This window comes from Pedobacter paludis, assembly GCF_003173575.1.
Lineage (GTDB): Bacteria > Bacteroidota > Bacteroidia > Sphingobacteriales > Sphingobacteriaceae > Pedobacter > Pedobacter paludis.
This window is the reverse complement of record NZ_QGNY01000003.1, coordinates 356,241-374,304: the sequence shown is the minus strand read 5'-3', so window position 1 is coordinate 374,304 and position 18,064 is coordinate 356,241. Positions and strand designations below refer to the sequence as shown.

The window sequence follows — 18,064 nt, the reverse complement described above, 5'->3', positions numbered from 1 at the left end:
TTTCAAAACTTCGCAAATTGGAGGATCATCAACTTACAAAGTTTCAAAGGGTAGGAGCGTTAGTAGAACTTCGTCAGTTTAAAATGTATCTTAATTTGAAAAGCAATACTCATGCTCATCGGTTCTTATAGTCCCGCTCTTTGCTATAATCTTTTTGATGATGTTTCTGCTAGCTTTTGATGTTTTTGTAATAAAAAGGATTACCGCTTCGATCGGGTTTAGCTAACCTTAAACAGTGCGAATAACTTAATTTCTTAAACCCGACATAGCGGATACCGGCCTTTAAGTGTAAGGCCTGCAGGCGTATGAGCATGTGGCGGGAACAAACATTAAAATGAAAAACAGGTTTTGTTTTACTAATTCTTAATTTATTGATCCAAAGACTTGCGAAGTTTTCCCAACACGCAACCCCTTAAAACTTCGCAAGTCAATAAATAAAAATATTTTCATTCCATCTACTACCTAAGCTTTGCTTAACCTACATGTATTTAATTAGCCAAATATATTGTAGTGATGAATAAAGCAGAAGTTGAAAAACTTTTACAAAAATACAGGGACGGACTGTGTACCGAGCAAGAAAAGGCTTTGGTAGAGTCGTGGCATCTAGCTGAGCTTTCAGCCAAAAAATCTGAATTAAATCATACAGATTTAATTGAGGCCAAAAACCAAATCTGGAATGCAATAGAAGAACAAACTGAATTTAAAACCGGTAATAAATATGTTTTGTGGGTAAAAATTGCCTCAGCTGCGGTAGTATTATTCTTCATCGGTTTTGTTATCAATAACCAAATTAAAAAGCAAATTCCGGCAGAACAAGATTTTAGTAAAACTACAACTAAAACAATTAAACCTGGAGGCAATAAGGCCACACTAACCTTGGCCGATGGTTCTAAAATTTCTTTAACAGATGCAACAAATGGAATTATAGCGAAGCAGGCCGGAATCAACATTACCAAAACCAATAAAGGCGAATTAATTTATACTGTTGCCTCAGCTTCGAGTGCAAAAGCAAAAGATTTATTTAATACGATAGAAACGCCCCGAGGTGGTCAATACCAAGTTAATCTGCCAGATGGCACAAAGGTATGGTTAAATGCAGAATCATCTTTAAAATATCCTGCAGTTTTTAACCAGAGCAATAGAGTGGTTGAATTAAAGGGCGAAGCATATTTTGAAGTAGCCAAATTACTTAACAGAAGTGGCAAACGTGTTCCTTTTAAAGTTAAAAGCAATTTGGGCGAAGGCAGAAACCAGGAGGTTGAAGTATTGGGAACACATTTTAACATTAATGCTTACCAAGATGAACCTTCCAATAAAACAACCTTGCTTGAGGGAAGTGTCCGAATTTTAAATGTGAGTGCCTCAACTTCAAATCTGTTAAAACCTGGCCAGCAATCGATTATCCGTTCCTCATCGCCATTAATTTTGGTTAAGGATGTAGATGCGGAAGAAGCTGTTACATGGAAAGACGGATTTTTCAGCTTTAATGATGAAAACCTAGAAACCATTATGAATAAAATTTCGCGTTGGTATAATGTAGATATCGAATACCGCGGAAACAAAATAAATAAACTTTTTGGAGGTCGCATTTCTCGTTTCAACAGCGTTAACGAGGTATTGGAAACCTTACAAACTACGGGCGATGTTCATTTTAAAATTGAAGAAAGGAGGATTTTAGTTATGCCGTAACCTATACTTTCTTCATCATAAAAATGATGTTTTGGGATAGAGCTTAACTAAAAATCGGAAGCGCGGCAACGCTCCCGACCATAAACTTAGGGCTTTATTCTAATCGTAAAATTGTGAGATACAACTATTCTAAACCTAATAACCAAATATATGAATTTTTATACTGAATGGTTGCCCCAACCTAAGGGTCGCCTGTTTAAATTTTTGTTGATTATGAAATTGACTTTTGTCTTATTAATCACCACCTTTCTTCAAATCAGTTACGGAGCACGAGCACAAAACGTAACGCTTTCAGAAAAGAACACTGCCTTACTCAAAGTTTTTCGCAAGTTAAACAAGAGCATTGGCTACAGCTTTTTATACAATACCGAACTTTTAAAAGAAGCTAAACCGGTAACTATCGACATTAAAAATACAGACATTAAAGAGGCGCTAAGACAGATTTTTAGCGAACAGCCTCTGGGTTATACTATAAAAAACAATACGATCATCATACACCGAAAATCTCTGGATGGTTCTCCTTTATTGCTTCGTGCTTATATAGATATCCGCGGAAAAGTGGTTGATGAAAACGGCGCACCAATGATTGGTGCCAGCGTAAAAGTAAAAGGATCTAACCAAGGTGCGGTAACCGATGCCAATGGTATTTTCGTTTTAAAAACCGTTGAAGATAATGCCACACTTGTGGTTTCATTTATCGGATATGAGAATAAAGAAGTTAAAGCACCTTCTTCTGGTGAATTAACAATACAATTGGCACCACAAGCAGGTTTACTTGCCGATGCCGTGGTTATTGGTTACGGTACACAAAAGAAAAGCGTGGTAACTGGCGCTATTTCTCAGGTTAAGGCAACCGATCTAGAAAATATGCCAGTTGTACGTATCGAGCAATCTTTACAGGGCCGTACCTCGGGTTTAACCATCACAACATCCTCTGGTCAGCCAGGAGAAGGCGCAACTTTGCGTATTCGTGGTACTACTTCAATTAACAATAGCGAGGCTTTGTATATTGTTGATGGTGTGCAAGTTGGAGGCGGTATCGATTATTTAAATCAAGCAGATATCGAATCGATCGAGGTTTTAAAAGATGCGGCATCTGGCGCTATTTACGGTGCAAGAGCAGCAAATGGCGTAATCATCATTACCACCAAAAAAGGAAATAAGAATGGTAGAATGAGTGTAAACTACAACACTTATTTAGGTACACAAGCACCTTCTAGAAAGCTGGATTTATTAAATGCAACGCAATATGCTACCATTTACAATGAGGCAGAATATGCTAAAACTCCCGGCTTAACAACTCCAAGATTTCCAAATCCGTCGCAATACGGAGTAGGAACAGATTGGCAGGCTGCAGTATTTAACAATGATGCAAGAATTCAAAACCACGAGTTAAGCATTAGTGGCGGAAACGAAAAATCTACGTACTACAGTTCTTTCGGTTATTTTGATCAGGATGGAATTGTGGCAACGAGTAATTCTCAATACAAAAGATTTACTGCTCGTTTTAACTCTGAACATCAATTAACCAAAGCAATCAAATTCGGTCAAACCATTGGTTATACCCGTACAAATTCTGTAGGTGTTGGCACCAATACCGAATATGGTTCGCCTTTAAACAGAGCAATCAATATTGATCCGATTACGCCAATTGTAGAAACCGATCCGGCAAAATATGGCGCTGCACCTTATATTGGCAATCCAGTTGTAAGAAACGAAGCTGGTTTTCCGTACGGAATTTCCCCATATGCGCAATCAGAAATCTTAAATCCGGTTGCAGCGTTACAAGTTGCACAAGGAAACGGTTGGTCTGATAAAGTAGTTGCAAATGCTTTTGTTGAGGCAGAAATTATCAAAGGATTAAAAGTAAGATCGCAGGGTGGTGTAGATTTAGCCTTTTGGGGCAGTGAAGGTTTCACACCAATCTTCTACTTAAATTCTATTAATCAAACTACTATAACTTCTTATAATAGAAATTCGAATAGGGGTTTGTTTTATTCTTTAGAAAACACCATTAGCTATAACAAGCAAATTGCTAAACATAATTTCACCGGATTAATTGGTTATTCTTTCCAAAAAAATAGAGGCGAAACCCAAGGTGGAACCAAAGAAGGAATTCCGGTTAACAACATTAAAGATGCTTCATTACAGTTTCCGGTTTCTAGAGCGAACGATGTGTTTTATGGTGGTGAATATTTAAACACCTTAAACTCGGCCTTTGCCCGTTTAACCTATAACTACGATGAGAAATATCTATTCACAGGTATTGTTCGTAGAGATGGTTCTTCCCGCTTCGGCCCGAATAACAAATTTGGTTATTTCCCTTCAGGATCAGTTGGTTGGGTAGCCAGTAGAGAAGATTTCTTCCCTAAAAACGATTATGTAACCTTCGTTAAATTTAGAGGCTCTTATGGTGTTGTAGGTAATGATAATATTGGAGATTTCAGGTATTTATCAACCGTAAGCGGTGGCAGAAACTACACGTTAGGTACTTCTGCAGGTTTAAATAATGGTGTAAGCCCTGATGCCTTATCAAATCCAGATTTGAAATGGGAGCAAACTTCATCAACTGATATTGGTGTAGACATGAACCTTTTCGGCAACTTTACCTTAACTGCAGATTGGTACAAGAAAAAAACAACAGGTATGTTGTTGCAAATCGCTGTTCCAGGTTATGTGGGTAATGCTGGCCCAATTGGTAACATTGCCGATTTATCAAACAGAGGTTTCGAATTGGAATTGGGTTATAGCAAAAGGTTCGGAGAATTCTCTTTAAAAGTGAATGCAAACGGTGCCTTTGTTAAAAATAATATCGATTTCTTAGGTGATGATAAAGAATACTTAGGTGGACAAACCGTTACGCCTCAATCTTTAGAAATTACACGTACTAAAGTTGGTTATGCAATCGGATCGTTTTATGGTTACAGAAGTGATGGTTTATTCCAGAATCAGTCGCAAATTAACAACTATAAAAATGCTGGTGGAACGTTAATTCAACCAAATGCTAAGCCGGGTGATATTAAGTTCGTTGATTTAAATGGAGATGGTCAGATTAACAATGATGATAGAGAAATCATCGGTAATCCAACTCCTGATTTTACCTACGGTATGACTTTTAATTTGGCCTACAAAGGGTTTGATTTAGTTGTATTAGGACAAGGTGTTGCAGGTAACCAAATCTTTAACGCATTAAGACGATTCGATTTGCCAACTGCAAATTATACCACTTCAATTTTAAATAGATGGACTGGCGAAGGAACAAGTAATACCATCCCGAGGGTAACTTTAGATGATACCAACCAAAACTACAGTCGGGTTTCTAGTCTGTTTTTAGAAAGTGGATCTTATTTCAGAATCAAAACTTTACAGGTTGGATATTCTCTTCCAAAAAACCTAATCAAGAAAGCTGGTTTGGATAAAGTAAGATTTTATGTAATGGCCAACAACTTGGTAACCTTTACAAAATATACAGGCTACGATCCAGAAATTGGTGGTGGAAGTTATGGGGTCGATCGTGGTTTCTATCCACAGGCAAGAACTTTCTTTGCAGGGATAAATGTTGGTTTTTAATAATGGAAATGATGAGAAATAAAAATATTAAAAGTGCAATCGCAATAGTTGCGGTTATGCTGGTTTTTGTATCATGTAAAAAGGATTACCTAGAGCTAACCCCAAGAGGAACCGCTCTAGAAGATAATTTTTATCAAAATGAAAAAGAAGTAATGCAAGGTGTGCTTGCTGTTTATGATGTAACACAATGGGGAACTACTGGTGGTTATACCATGAAAATGCCTTTGTTAAGTGCCGCCTCTGATGATTGTTTTGCTGGTGGAAGTAACGCTTCCGATCAGCCAAATTGGGTAGCATATGATAATTTTAACATGAATTCTAGTTTGGGTCCGCAGGTTGGATTGTGGAACAAAAATTTCACGGGTGTTAATCGTGCGAACTTAATTCTAAGTAAAATCGAAAAATCGACTACGCTTAGCGCAGCATTCAAAACGCGGGTAACGGCAGAAGCTAAATTTTTAAGAGCCTATTTCTATTTTGATCTGGTTCGTTTTTTTGGCAATGTTCCATTAATTACAAAGGTTTTATCAACAAGCGAACTTTACGCTCAGGTACAATCTACTCCCGCACAAATTTATGCGCAGATAGAGAAAGATTTAAGAGAAGCAGGACCAGGTTTGCCAACCACAATTCCTGATGCAGACAAAGGAAGAGTATCTCAGGGTGCAGCAAAAGCACAATTGGCCAAAGTTTTATTATACCAAAACGATAATACCAAAATGGCCGAGGCTGCAACAATTTTTGAAGATGTAAACCGTGTTGGTAATCCATACGGATATTCATTGCTTCCAAATTATGCTGATATCTTCAATCCGGCAAACAAGTTTAATGCGGAATCTATTTTAGAAATTCCACATTCAAACAATGCTGCCTGGACAGATTGGGGTTATATCAATGGTGGCGAAGGTAATGTTGGTACTCAATTTATCGGCATGGACAGCTACAATGGCGATACCTACTCAAGCGGTTGGGGCTTTTGCCCGGTAACATTGGATCTGGTAAATGTGATGAAAAATGATCCTCGCTTTGCGGCTACCATTATAGATGGAGCGGCGTTAAAAGCTGCGGGTGCAACTTACAATGCCCGTTACCAAAACACCGATTATTTCATTAAAAAGTATGCGCCGTTAAAGGCATTCCGCTCGGCAAGTGGCGTTGCAGAACAAAACTGGCCTATTGATGAAATTGAAATCCGTTTGGCTGATACCTATTTAATGCAGGCAGAAGCTTTGTTAAGAAGCGGAGGCAGTGCTAGCCGTGCTAAAGAATTGCTAGATGCAGTTAGAGCAAGAGTTGGACTGGCTTCTATTCCAGCTACGCTTGATAACATTTATGCAGAACGTAGATTAGAATTGGCTACAGAAGGACACCGTTTCTTTGATTTGGTTCGTACAGGAAAAGCAGTTGCCGTTTTAGGCCCCTCAGGCTATAAAGCAGGCAAAAGCGAGTATTTGCCAATTCCTTTAAACGAAATCGAAGTTACCAAAGGTGGTATTAAACAAAATCCAGGTTACAATTAATCCGCACTGAAATGAAATTATTTAAAAACACCATAAAAACATCTGTCCTGCTTAGTCTGGGCTTAGTGTTTAGCGTAATCGTTTCTTGTAAAAAAAGTGAAACTGTTAAGGATATCGGCACACCGCCAACCGCAGCAGAAATTCAGTTTACAACAACACCAACGGCTACGAATCCGAATATCATCAATTTTAAAAGTCTGTATAATGGGATTAATGCCCATTGGGATTTTGGAAATGGCGCAACTGCAGATGGTAACGATGTGCAGTCATCTTATCCAATTGCTGGAACCTATACCATTAAATTAACTGTTTTAGCCGATGGTGGTTCGGTATCAACAACTAAAACGGTGGTTATTGCAACTACAAATACCAGTATGTTAAGCGATCCGGCTTATACGTTGCTTTCTGGCGGATTGTCAAATCCGGCAGGTAAAGTTTGGGTAATTGATCAAACACAGCCTGGTCATTTAGGCGTTGGGCCGATCACTTCTCAAGGGCCAGATTGGTATCAGGCAGGACCGAATGAGAAAACGGGAACAGGTTTTTACGATGATGAAATGACCTTTACAATGGGTGCAACTTCATTAAAATATACCTACGCAAATAACGGAACAACCTTTGCAAACGCATCAAATGCGCCAGGTATTGGTGGCCCCGTTGGAAGTAATGATCCAACGGTTAATTATACACCACCAACCAACTTAACCTGGATTTTGAACGATGTTAACGGAACAAAATACATTAACATCAGCAATAATGGTTTTATATCGTACTATTTAGGTGTTTCATCTTATCAAATCTTATCGCTTACAGCTGATGAAATGTGGTTAAGGTGTTTGGATAAATCTAACGCAGGTAATGCCTGGTATTTAAAACTGATTAGAAAAGGATATGTAAGACCAGTTGTTCCGCCTGTTCAAAAGCCTATTCAGGCTGCTAACTTGGCTGATGATTTCCAGGCAGCAACAGGTATGGCTTGGGTTGCAGAGAATATGGATTACATCAGAAACTATGATAATCCTTCTAAATTCCCTTTAAACACATCATCTAAAGTAGCTTATTACGAGAAAAGAACTGGTCCAGATGGGCAATATGGAAACCTAAACATTACGCTTCCATATCGTTTTGATCTTGCTGCTAAAAATAAAATAAGGTTAAAAGTGTTTATTCCTGGCGGCAATGACTTTACTAAAGTAGCGCCTACGGTTTCGGTTAAACTGCAGAACTCTTTATTAGGTGGAAATGCATATACCACTCAAATTGAGATTGTTAAAACCATTACACCAGCTCAATACAATACTTGGGTACAGTTAGAATTCGATTATTCTGCTTCTGCAACTCAAACATTATACGATAAAATTGTTGTTCAGTTAGGTGGTGAAGGTCATCCAAATCCGGGCATATTTTATATAGATGATTTTGAGTTTAAGTAGTAGAATTATACTCTAAAATACAGAGCAGTTTGGAGCACATACATTCCAAACTGCCCTTTTAAAAGTTATAAGATGATAGATTTAGTGAAGTATTTTAAAAGAGAAGTTTTTACAGCATGTGCAATTGCTGTAGTTGGTTTAAGCGGTTGTTCTAAAGGTTCGGGAGGAGATGAAGGACCTGTCTATGTTCCACCTGTAGTAACAACTCCGGTTGATAAAGGTTGGACATTCGAAGCAACGCCAACTTGGAGCGATGAATTTACCAATACCGGAGCGCCATTAAGCAGCAATTGGGATTATGATACCGGAGGCGGTGGCTGGGGAAACAATGAACTTGAATATTACACGAATACGACCAATAACGCAAATGTTGCCGGCGGATTTCTAACCATTACGGCCAAAAAAGAAAGTATGGGCGGAATGGGTTATACCTCATCGCGTATGGTAACCAGAGGTAAATTAGATGCGCTTTATGGCCGTTTTGAAATTAAAGCAAAACTCCCATCGGGTAAAGGAACTTGGCCAGCCATTTGGATGTTGCCAACGGATAGAGCTTATGGCGATTGGCCAAAATCTGGTGAGATCGATATTATGGAGCACGTAGGTTACGATCAGGATAATGTGCATTTCAGTACACATAGCGAAGCTTATTACTTTAAGATAAACACTCAAAAAACCATTACAAAAAAGGTTGATGGAGCCAGTACCGCTTTTCACGTTTACCGTGTAGATTGGACGCCTTATGCTATTCGTGGTTATTATGATGATGTAAAGGTTTTCGATTTCGCAAATGAAGGAACAGGTTACAAAGTTTGGCCATTTGATAAGCGTTTCCATCTCTTGTTAAACCTTGCAGTCGGTGGCGATTGGGGTGGAGCTCAGGGAGTTGATGATTCAATCTGGCCTCAAAAAATGGATGTAGATTACGTTCGATATTATAAAATGATTGATAAATAGATTAATCGTGATTGCGAACTGAGAAACTGGCTTGCGAGTTGGGGTGAAGCAATCTATTTAAAAATATGTTAGTTTGATTGTTAAGTCACTGAGAAATCAGTGGCTTTTTTTTGTATCCTCCAGTCCGTGTTATCACAAACCAACTCTTGAAAACTATCATCAAAAGAAACGGGGATAAATCATACCGACCTATCCCCGTCATCTAAATTAACGCTCTCGTATATATAAACATCTAAAAAGTTGTTTTATTGTCTGCAGAAGATTTTTTTTATTTTTTCTTTTAGGTGGTGTTATCATCAACGAGCTATAGATCTTCGACATGCCCAGACTGACAGCAGATTTCTCTAAACTTAATGATATTCTTATACGAATTTTAGAATTTTGCTATCACGCCCTTCGAAACTTCGCGAGTTGGGAATATGAAAAATCACTAAAAAAGAACGGGGATAAATCATACCGACCTATCCCCGTCATCTAAATTAACGCTCTCATATATATAAACACCTAAAAAGTTGTTTTATTATATGCGGGCAAATTTTTTTATTTTTTTGTTGCAGGTTTTTTTGCAACAGCCTTTGGTTTTTTAACTTCAGTAGTTTCTTCAGCTTCGGCAACCACTTTTTTCTTAGCAGGCGTTTTCGCTTTTTTTACCTCTGCTACAGGTTCTTCTGTAGTTTCTTCAGCTTTCTTTTTTGCAGGTGCTTTTACTTTCTTGGCTTCAACTGCTGGAGTTTCCTCAGTAACTACAGCTTTTTTCTTAGCTGGAGCCTTAGCTTTTTTAACTTCAGCTACTTCTTTCTCAATTTCAGGAACTGGAGTTGATTCGGTTTTAGGTGCATCTGCCTGTTGCAGGTAAATTGCCAATACTTGTTTAAGATAAATATCGGGTTTTGGCATATTAATTACTGATCCAGGTTCTTTGTCCTGAGATTGTTTAATGTATGCCGATTTTATTTTGCCCCAATCTTTAGAGTAAAGTTTAATAAACATCTCTATAAATTGTTCGTGTGTATATTTTTTTGGCAACCTACCCAACGTTGCCTGAATTTTTTCTTCTTTTTTATGTAATACTGCCATTTACTTTTTATTTCTGCAAAGATAGCCGATATTACAGATAATCGTGTAACTAAGGCGGTTAAACTTTTTATAGCCCACCAACTGCATCTATAAGGCTAAATATTAAAGAAAACAATCTATTATTCAGCCACTACAGGTTCCGAACGCCTGCTGGCAACCAATCTTTCTCTATGTTGGATTCCCCAATTTCTAAGTTCGGTAATTACATTATCAAGCGTTTCGCTGTATGGGGTTAATTCATAAGTAATGGTAACCGGTGTTGTAGCGAAAACTTTTCTAATTACAAATTCGTTAAGCTCCAGCTCTTTTAATTCTTTAGATAAAATTTTTGGAGTAATGTCTTCTAAATTCTTTTGTATTTCGTTAAAACGCATAGGGCCATCTTGCAGGCTCAAAATTAAAGGCAATTTCCATTTTCCGTTTAGTACATATAAAGCATCCTTTACAGCGGTCATGCTCGCAGTACAGGCCGATTTATCTAAATGTTTTCTGTTAAATCCCATGATGTCAAAAATACGAAGGTTTCGTAAAGGATATCACTATCCTTTTGGATACTAGTATCTTTTGGATATTAATTTACTTAGCTTTAACATTATTCGTCTAATCGAAAATCAAATTTACTTCTTCCAGCCTTTTTGCATTTTCTTATAAGCTTTCTTACTAATCTTCGATTTCTTTTTTGAACGAGATTTACCTTTCTTTTTACGGGCATTTATGTTGTTAACAAGGGAATTTTTTACACCAAGTTTATTTTTTTTCTTCCCTTTCTTTTTGTCCTTTTTCTTTTTGCCTTTTTTCTTTTCTTTAGCCATGATTATATTTTCTAGGTCAATTCTAAAATACAACATCTAAAAAATTAAATGGTTCTATAAAATGTAATTATGAGCTTTTTAACAAAGTATATTGAGCCTTATAACAAAACATTGTCTTTAAATTCCATCTACCTTTGGATAAATAAAAATGAAAACAATGACAAAAATTTGGTTTATAACAGGCAGTTCTCGCGGGTTAGGACGAAGCCTTACCGAGGCAGTATTGGCTAAAGGAGATAAAGTTGCCGCAACTGCTAGAAATTTAGATGCGCTGAAAAATTTGACAGAGAAATACCCAGCACAAATTTTTCCTATAAAATTGGATGTTACAGATTACGATCAGGTACATTTAGCTGTAGAATCGGCAATTGAGCATTTTGGACATATTGATGTATTGGTTAATAATGCAGGTTTCGGAATTGTTGGCGCCGCAGAAGCCTTTACCGATAAACAGGTTCGAAGTCAGCTCGAAACCAATTTGTATGCACCTATAGAAATTACGAGAGCCGTTTTGCCTTACATGCGCAAACAAGGTTCTGGTCGGATTTTACAAATAAGTTCCATCGGTGGACGCGTTGGCAATGCTGGTGTAAGCATTTATCAGGCCGCTAAATTTGGATTAAGTGGCTTTACCGAATCGTTGGCTAAGGAAGTTAAAGATTTAGGAATCTTGGTTACCAGTGTAGAGCCTGGCGGTTTCCGTACCGATTGGGCTGGAGCATCTATGACTTATGCGCCAAAAATAGAAGGTTATGCATTAGTTGATCAACGAAGTGAATTTTTCCAAAACGGAAGCTTTCTTCCAACCGGAGATCCGGAAAAGGCGGCGCAAGTGATGATTGATTTGGTCGAAAATCCAGAACCTCCAACTCATTTGGTTTTGGGCAGTGAAGCAATTGGAATGTTGAAATATACTGATGCCACCAGAACGGAAGAAATGGAAAAATGGATGCAAGTAAGTCTATCTACAGACCATGATGAGGCAACCAACTTTTTGGATACAGAATTGGGTAAGTCGTTCACTAAAAAATAGGATTTGCTTTAACTTCTGATCAGTCGGGATTTGCAATCGTCTTATGAGTTAAGGATTTTCCAATCCTTTTATGGGTGGATTTCAAATCCACAGCTTAATGGACAAGATTATAAATCTCGACCAGCAACTCGTATTTAGTTAGTCGGGATTTGCAATCCCGTCTTATGAGTTAAGGATTTCCAATCCTTTTATGGGTGGATTTCAAATCCACGGCTCAATGGACGAGATTATAAATCTCGACCAGCGATCAAGTATTACTCTTATGAGTTAAGGATTTGCAATCCTTTTATGGGTGGATTTCAATCCACAGCTCAATGGACTAGATTATAAATCTCGACCAGCAACTCGTATTTAGTTAGTCGGGATTTGCAATCCCATCTTATGAGTTAAGGATTTGCAATCCTTTTATGGGTGGATTTCAATCCACAGCTCAATGGACGAGATTATAAATCTCGACCAGCAACTCGTATTTAGTTAGTCGGGATTTGCAATCCCGTCTTATGAGTTAAGGATTTGCAATCCTTTTATGGGTGGATTTCAAATCCATAGCTCAATGGTCGAGATTATAAATCTCGACCAGCGATCAAGTATTACCCATTATTTTATAAATTTGATTTAGATGCAAGAAGAAAAAAAACGTCCTAATATTTTATATTCCTGTTACTCGCAAAAAAGCAGTGAAGGCGAACAGTTTATTGAAAGCCATAATTTCGGGTACATCATTGCTGGGATTTCTGAAATGTTTATTGGCGGACAAAAATTCGTTTTTAAGCCAGGCGATTTTAGATTTTTCAGACGCAACCAATTGGCTCGTTATACAAAATACCCGCCAGCTGATGGTGGCGAATACCGTTCTGTTTCCATCTCAATTGATCAGGCAACATTACACAGCATCAGCGAGGAATTTAATTTAACAATGGATCATCCCGAGCCTGAAATTAATTCGCTGCTTTTGAAACCGAATACACTTTTTACCAATTATATAGATTCTTTAAAGCCTTATTTAGATGGCGTAAATGAACTGAATAGCATGCTTACCAACCTAAAAGTTAAGGAAGCTGTTATGATTCTGCTTCAAACCAATCCTGAGATTAAAAATATACTTTTCGATTTCACGGAACCAGGGAAAATAGACTTGGAAGCATACATGAATGCGCACTATAAATTTAATGTTGATATTAGCCGTTTTGCCTATTTAACGGGGAGAAGCTTGGCTACATTTAAAAGAGATTTCGAGAAAATTTATAACACGTCTCCAAATAGATGGCTCCAACAAAAGCGACTAAATGATGCGTACTATCTTATTAAAGAAAAGGGATGGAAATCAACTGATGTATATCTTGAAGTTGGTTTTAAAGATCTTTCACATTTTTCCTTCGCCTTTAAGAAAGCATACGGAATGGCACCCTCAAAAATTGCATAGCCTATCTTAAAATGGTAACAGAGCCAGAATCTTTTTTGGTTCCCTTTTCTGAAATAATTAAATAATAGTAGGTGCCAACAGGTACCGATTTGCCATTTATATTTCCATCCCATGGTGTTTTATAGCCAATAGATTGGTAAATGATTAAACCGTTCCGGTTAAAAACCTTAATCAAAGCATCATCACTAACGGCATTAATGTGCCAAAAATCGTTAACACCATCGCCATTTGGCGTAAATGAATTGCGAACCAAAATTTCGCAATCGTTTCTAATGGCAACTGTAATTGGATTTGAATAGGTAATTGGATTGGTTGTACATGCATTTTCGGTTTGCATTTTTACCGTTACCACATCATTATTGTTTAAAGTTGATGAAGTGAAAGTGCTTTCGGTGATACCAGTGTTTTTATTGTTAACCAACCATTCGTACGTAGGTGTAGATATTGAATTAGAAGTTGGCGTTGCTATAAAGGAAATCGGTAAACCGGGGCAGATAGGTTCTACTGTAGAGGGAGTAATCTCAACGGTTGGTGTTGTATATTCTTCAATGCTGAGTCTGATTTGGTTTGAGATATCCGAAATTACAGGTATGCAATAATCTGTATTTATGATTTGGCAGGTTACTAAATCTCCATCCCTAGCATCAACCGTAGAAAATGTTGATGCATTAATGTTGATATTTACACCATTTACAAACCAGTTAAAACTGGGATTAGCGCCAGCACTGGTTACAATTGCCCTAAAAGTTATTTTTACGCCTTGGCAAGCCTTTGTTGCATCGGCAGTTATTACGGCAAAAGGTTTTTGGAAATCGGACACTACAAAATTTTGAGTTGCGGTTTCGATACCATTCGAAGCCGTAATTGTAGTGATACCCGGCGCTATAATGTGAATTTTGCCGGCAACAATTGTTGCTACCTGCAAATTACTACTGGAGTAGGTAATCGGCATGCCACTAATGGCGCCTGGATCAAAATCTGGTTCACAAATGTTGGCTGTCGGAATTTCATCAAAAACAATTTTACTTGCCGAAACCACCTCAATGCTTACCGTTTCTGAAGCACTTCCATACAAATTGTATGCAGTAATTACATAATTTGTTTTAGTCCAGGTTTCGGTTGGCATGCCAGAAATGATTCCAGTAGTGGCATCAAATGTTAATCCGTTTGGAAGCAATCTATCAATGGTATAACCTGTTAAGCTTATTTTTCTAATTAGGTTATTGTTAAAATCGGTTACAAACAAGTTGCCAAGTTTATCAAAAGCAAGCATTATAGGGCTATTAAAACTGGCACCTTTTCCAACACCATTCGTACTGCCAATATTTCCGCCACCGGCTAAAGTACTTACTTCGCCATTAGGTGTTATTTTTCTAACCTGATAGTTTCGATAATCAGCTACATAGAGAATGTTGTTTGGGTCGATGGTTATTCCCGTTGGGTAATAAAGTCTGGCACTAGTTCCATTGCCATCAACACTTCCGGGTGTACCGCTTCCTGCAAAAGTACTAACCAGGCCAGCGGGCGTAATTTTTCTTATTTTATTGTTGCCTGCATCTGCTACATAAATATTAAATTGATTATCTACAGCTACACCATCTGGCCGATTAAAAGTTGCAACATTTGCATTTCCATCTAATGAAGAAGCTTGTCCGGTTCCGGCAACTATCGTTAATGCGCCACTTGGTGAAATCATTTTGATTTGATTACTGCCCTGATCGGCAACATATAAATTTCCAGCGCCGTCAAAATTCAATCCCCCAGGATTTGAAAACCCTGATGCAAAAACAGTTTTTACTCCAGCAGGCGTTATCTTATAAATTACTTTATCCCAAGAGCTCGAAACAAATACATTTCCGGCATCATCAGCAGTTAATCCCGTCGGATCAGTTGCGTTGCCAATGGTCGTAACTACACCCGCTGGAGTTACTTTTCTTATTGCCCCACTACCGAAATCACAGATGTAAATATTGCTGTTTGCATCTAAGCCAATACCCGATGGAAGATTAAAACTCGCACTCGTACCTGTGCCATTGCCCGATGAACTTGCCCCACTCCCTGCAAAAGTGCTTACCTGCCTGTAAATATTGGCTGGAACAGTGCCACCTTGATTGGTTGGAACAAGAGGTGAAATGGTTGTGCCCATTACATAAGTTTGTGGACTAGCATAAGTGATATCGGGTTTTTGAGCCTCAGCATTTGTAAAGCTGAAACAGAAAAACATCAATAAAATATAGAGGAATGGTTTGGTTATGGTTTTCACGTATTTAAACGATTGAGCAATTAATCGCTTAAAATTACGGAAATTAATGAGATTGAAAACTGCTTAATGAAATGATTACATAAAGCGATTATTGAATTAACTTGTTAAAACGTTTAAAAAAAGAGGCGTATCATAAATTGATTTTCCCATCGATTTATCACATTGCGCTTGTCGAAATGCTTGAAATACATTTTTATTATTCCTTCGACAGGCTTAGGGTGACAATTGAGATTTATGATACGGTCTCTTTCAATAAAATTTATCTGAATTATTTGCTCACATTGGTCAGGATAGAACTTGTAGTAAATGTTGTTGCCGTTGATGCTTTTGTATACGTAGCACCTGTGTATAAGCCATAAAAGCTAGTGCCTCCAGTTAAACTACCACCTGTATAAACTGAGTAACTTGTATTCGCTGTTAGGCCTGGCATGCTAAATAACATGGTTAGTTTAGAATATGCTCTTGGCACTTTAAACGTAAATACTTCCGCCCCTGTTGAGGATTCTACATGTACAATTTGATCTGCCGTAGCAGTTGTACTTAATATAACCGCCCTTTGTGTAGTTACACTTGTAGTTGGATTACTCGTTGCGCCACCAACACCAATTAAGGTTCCTCCAGTAATTTTAAAAGTATTGTTGTCGCAATCGAAACCTTCTTCTGGCGCAGTAGTGCCCGAAGAAATGATTAATCCGCCTGTAATGGTCATGGTTCCGTTCGAGTCGATGCCATCATTTGTGGTACTGTAACAATAAATATTTCCACCGTTAATTACAATTTGTTTAGATGCGTTTAAGCCGTCATCGTAAGCCAAGGATACGATCGTTCCTCCATTTATGGTTAGTATGGTTTTGCTTTCAATCCCTTCAGCATCTTTTCCCGTAGTTTTTACAGAAATATTTCCGCCGTTAATGGTTAAATCGCCATCGCTTTTGATGGCTTTTGCTGATGTATCTTCTGATCCATAGGTAAAAACACCGCCTGATGTAGTCACGGTAATAATTCCATCATTAATAATCAAGGTGCCATCTGCGTTAATGCCTTTACCACCGCTACCCGAGCTGGTGATGGTTACAGTGCCTTTATCCATTTTAAAATTGCCCCCACTTTTAATGCCCGATGCCGAGGAAATATCTTTATCAGCCGTGTCGTAAAAAGCATCTCCCGAGGTGGTAATATTAAGGTTTGCGTTGGTTATGGTAAAATCTTTTCCACTGGCTAATCCTTTTGCGCCCTTGCCCGAAACGGTAATCTTTATGGCATCCGTTGTGTTTATGGTGGTTGCACCTTCGCTTTTTACTCCCATCCCTTTTTCGCCAGTAGTGGTAATGGTTAGTGTACCACCATTAATTTTTACTGAGGGATCTATGCTGGTATCCGTACCTTCATAAGAAGCAGAAATTCCATCATCAACACTGTTAATTACAATTGTTCCTGCTGTAGTTTGAATATATCCTTCCTCCGCTTCAATTCCATCTCCAGCAGAAGTTATGTTTAAAGAACCGCCTTCCATGGTGAAATAATCGTTGGCATGAATGCCGTCTGATACCGCTCCGGTAACGGTTATCGTTCCGCCTTTAACATCAACATAATCATCGCTACAAATGGCGTGCTTATAATTTCCTTTTACAATTAATCTTCCGTTACCGGTAAAAATTAACTGACCATTGCTGAACAATGTCCCTTTCATATCTTCCGTTCCGTTTGCGGTATAGGTTGTGCCATCAATTAAACGATTATTGGTAGCGCCCACCAAGGTTACGGTTGCTTTTTTACCCGATTGGATATTAATTGCAGGCCCATCTTTACTGATGATGTCTGCTCCGTTTAATACCAATCCAAATTTATAATCGCTGTAAATTTTTACTGCTCCACTTGATGTACTGCCAGAAACTACATAATTTACCTCTGTACTTGGGATGGTTGATGTGATGGTTACAATTCCATTTGCATTTGCAACAGAAACGCCGCTGCTTGCATAAGGATTGGTTACAGTTGCTACATTATTTGCATAAGTAATTAATACTGCGTTTGCTACTGTAGTGTCTTTAGTATTCGTTACAATGGTTCCGTAACTCGTTGTAGTTTCAGTTGTGGTGCTTTCATCATCAGTCGAATCGCTTTTCTTGCAGGAGACCAAGTTTAAAGAAAGAATGGCAAAGCCGATTATAGCCGGTAAAAATTTAAATAACCTCATCTGTTTTAAATCGTTAATTAATAAAGACGGGAAATTATTATCAATAAAGACAAAATTGTGCCTTGAATCTACGAATGGCAGAATTGACTC

The 18,064-nt window shown here is 38.0% G+C and carries 12 protein-coding genes; 7 read left to right on the top strand and 5 right to left on the bottom strand.

What is annotated here, in order from left to right; genetic code table 11:
* Window positions 1-513 precede the first annotated feature (513 nt).
* The 5 genes from DF947_RS09765 to DF947_RS09745 all read left to right on the top strand — a co-directional run bounded on the left by DF947_RS09765 (window position 514) and on the right by DF947_RS09745 (window position 9,169).
* Window positions 514-1,689 carry a FecR family protein gene (locus DF947_RS09765; protein WP_109929509.1) on the top strand — a complete coding sequence of 392 codons (1,176 nt, stop codon included), beginning with the start codon at window positions 514-516 and terminating at the stop codon, window positions 1,687-1,689.
* 150 nt (window positions 1,690-1,839) lie between these two features.
* Window positions 1,840-5,259 (top strand): TonB-dependent receptor, encoded by a 3,420-nt coding sequence (locus tag DF947_RS09760; RefSeq protein ID WP_109929508.1) that lies wholly within the window; start codon window positions 1,840-1,842, stop codon window positions 5,257-5,259.
* A gap of 8 nt (window positions 5,260-5,267) precedes the next feature.
* Entirely contained in the window at window positions 5,268-6,779 is a 1,512-nt protein-coding gene (locus tag DF947_RS09755; RefSeq protein WP_158526252.1) for a RagB/SusD family nutrient uptake outer membrane protein, read from the top strand.
* Window positions 6,780-6,790: 11 nt separating this feature from the next.
* On the top strand, window positions 6,791-8,212 hold the full coding sequence (locus tag DF947_RS09750) for a PKD domain-containing protein (protein ID WP_109929506.1): 1,422 nt from the start codon (window positions 6,791-6,793) through the stop codon (window positions 8,210-8,212).
* A gap of 72 nt (window positions 8,213-8,284) precedes the next feature.
* Window positions 8,285-9,169, top strand: coding sequence for a glycoside hydrolase family 16 protein (locus tag DF947_RS09745; RefSeq protein ID WP_109929505.1), 885 nt, complete (start codon window positions 8,285-8,287; stop codon window positions 9,167-9,169).
* Between the two features lie 540 nt (window positions 9,170-9,709).
* Here the strand turns inward: DF947_RS09745 and DF947_RS22405 are convergent.
* From DF947_RS22405 to DF947_RS09730, 3 genes are all read right to left on the bottom strand, one after another.
* Window positions 9,710-10,246 carry a hypothetical protein gene (locus tag DF947_RS22405; RefSeq protein WP_205940768.1) on the bottom strand — a complete coding sequence of 179 codons (537 nt, stop codon included), beginning with the start codon at window positions 10,244-10,246 and terminating at the stop codon, window positions 9,710-9,712.
* Window positions 10,247-10,365: 119 nt separating this feature from the next.
* The gene (locus DF947_RS09735) at window positions 10,366-10,749 is read right to left on the bottom strand and encodes a winged helix-turn-helix transcriptional regulator (protein WP_109929504.1); all 384 of its coding nucleotides are present in this window, start codon (window positions 10,747-10,749) and stop codon (window positions 10,366-10,368) included.
* A 114-nt stretch (window positions 10,750-10,863) separates the two neighbouring features.
* Window positions 10,864-11,058 carry a hypothetical protein gene (locus DF947_RS09730; RefSeq protein ID WP_109929779.1) on the bottom strand — a complete coding sequence of 65 codons (195 nt, stop codon included), beginning with the start codon at window positions 11,056-11,058 and terminating at the stop codon, window positions 10,864-10,866.
* Between the two features lie 157 nt (window positions 11,059-11,215).
* Here DF947_RS09730 and DF947_RS09725 point away from each other — a divergent pair, with 157 nt between their 5' ends.
* Complete coding sequence (locus tag DF947_RS09725; protein WP_109929503.1) at window positions 11,216-12,091, top strand: oxidoreductase; 876 nt, start codon at window positions 11,216-11,218, stop codon at window positions 12,089-12,091.
* Window positions 12,092-12,710: 619 nt separating this feature from the next.
* Window positions 12,711-13,514, top strand: a complete 804-nt coding sequence (locus tag DF947_RS09720) for a helix-turn-helix domain-containing protein (RefSeq protein WP_109929502.1) — start codon at window positions 12,711-12,713, stop codon at window positions 13,512-13,514.
* A 1-nt stretch (window position 13,515) separates the two neighbouring features.
* Here DF947_RS09720 and DF947_RS09715 read toward each other — a convergent pair whose 3' ends face one another.
* Together DF947_RS09715 and DF947_RS09710 are read right to left on the bottom strand one after the other, a co-directional pair.
* Window positions 13,516-15,777, bottom strand: coding sequence for a T9SS type B sorting domain-containing protein (locus DF947_RS09715; protein WP_146202894.1), 2,262 nt, complete (start codon window positions 15,775-15,777; stop codon window positions 13,516-13,518).
* Window positions 15,778-16,045: 268 nt separating this feature from the next.
* The gene (locus DF947_RS09710; RefSeq protein WP_109929500.1) at window positions 16,046-17,974 is read right to left on the bottom strand and encodes a carbohydrate-binding domain-containing protein; all 1,929 of its coding nucleotides are present in this window, start codon (window positions 17,972-17,974) and stop codon (window positions 16,046-16,048) included.
* Window positions 17,975-18,064: the final 90 nt, after the last annotated feature.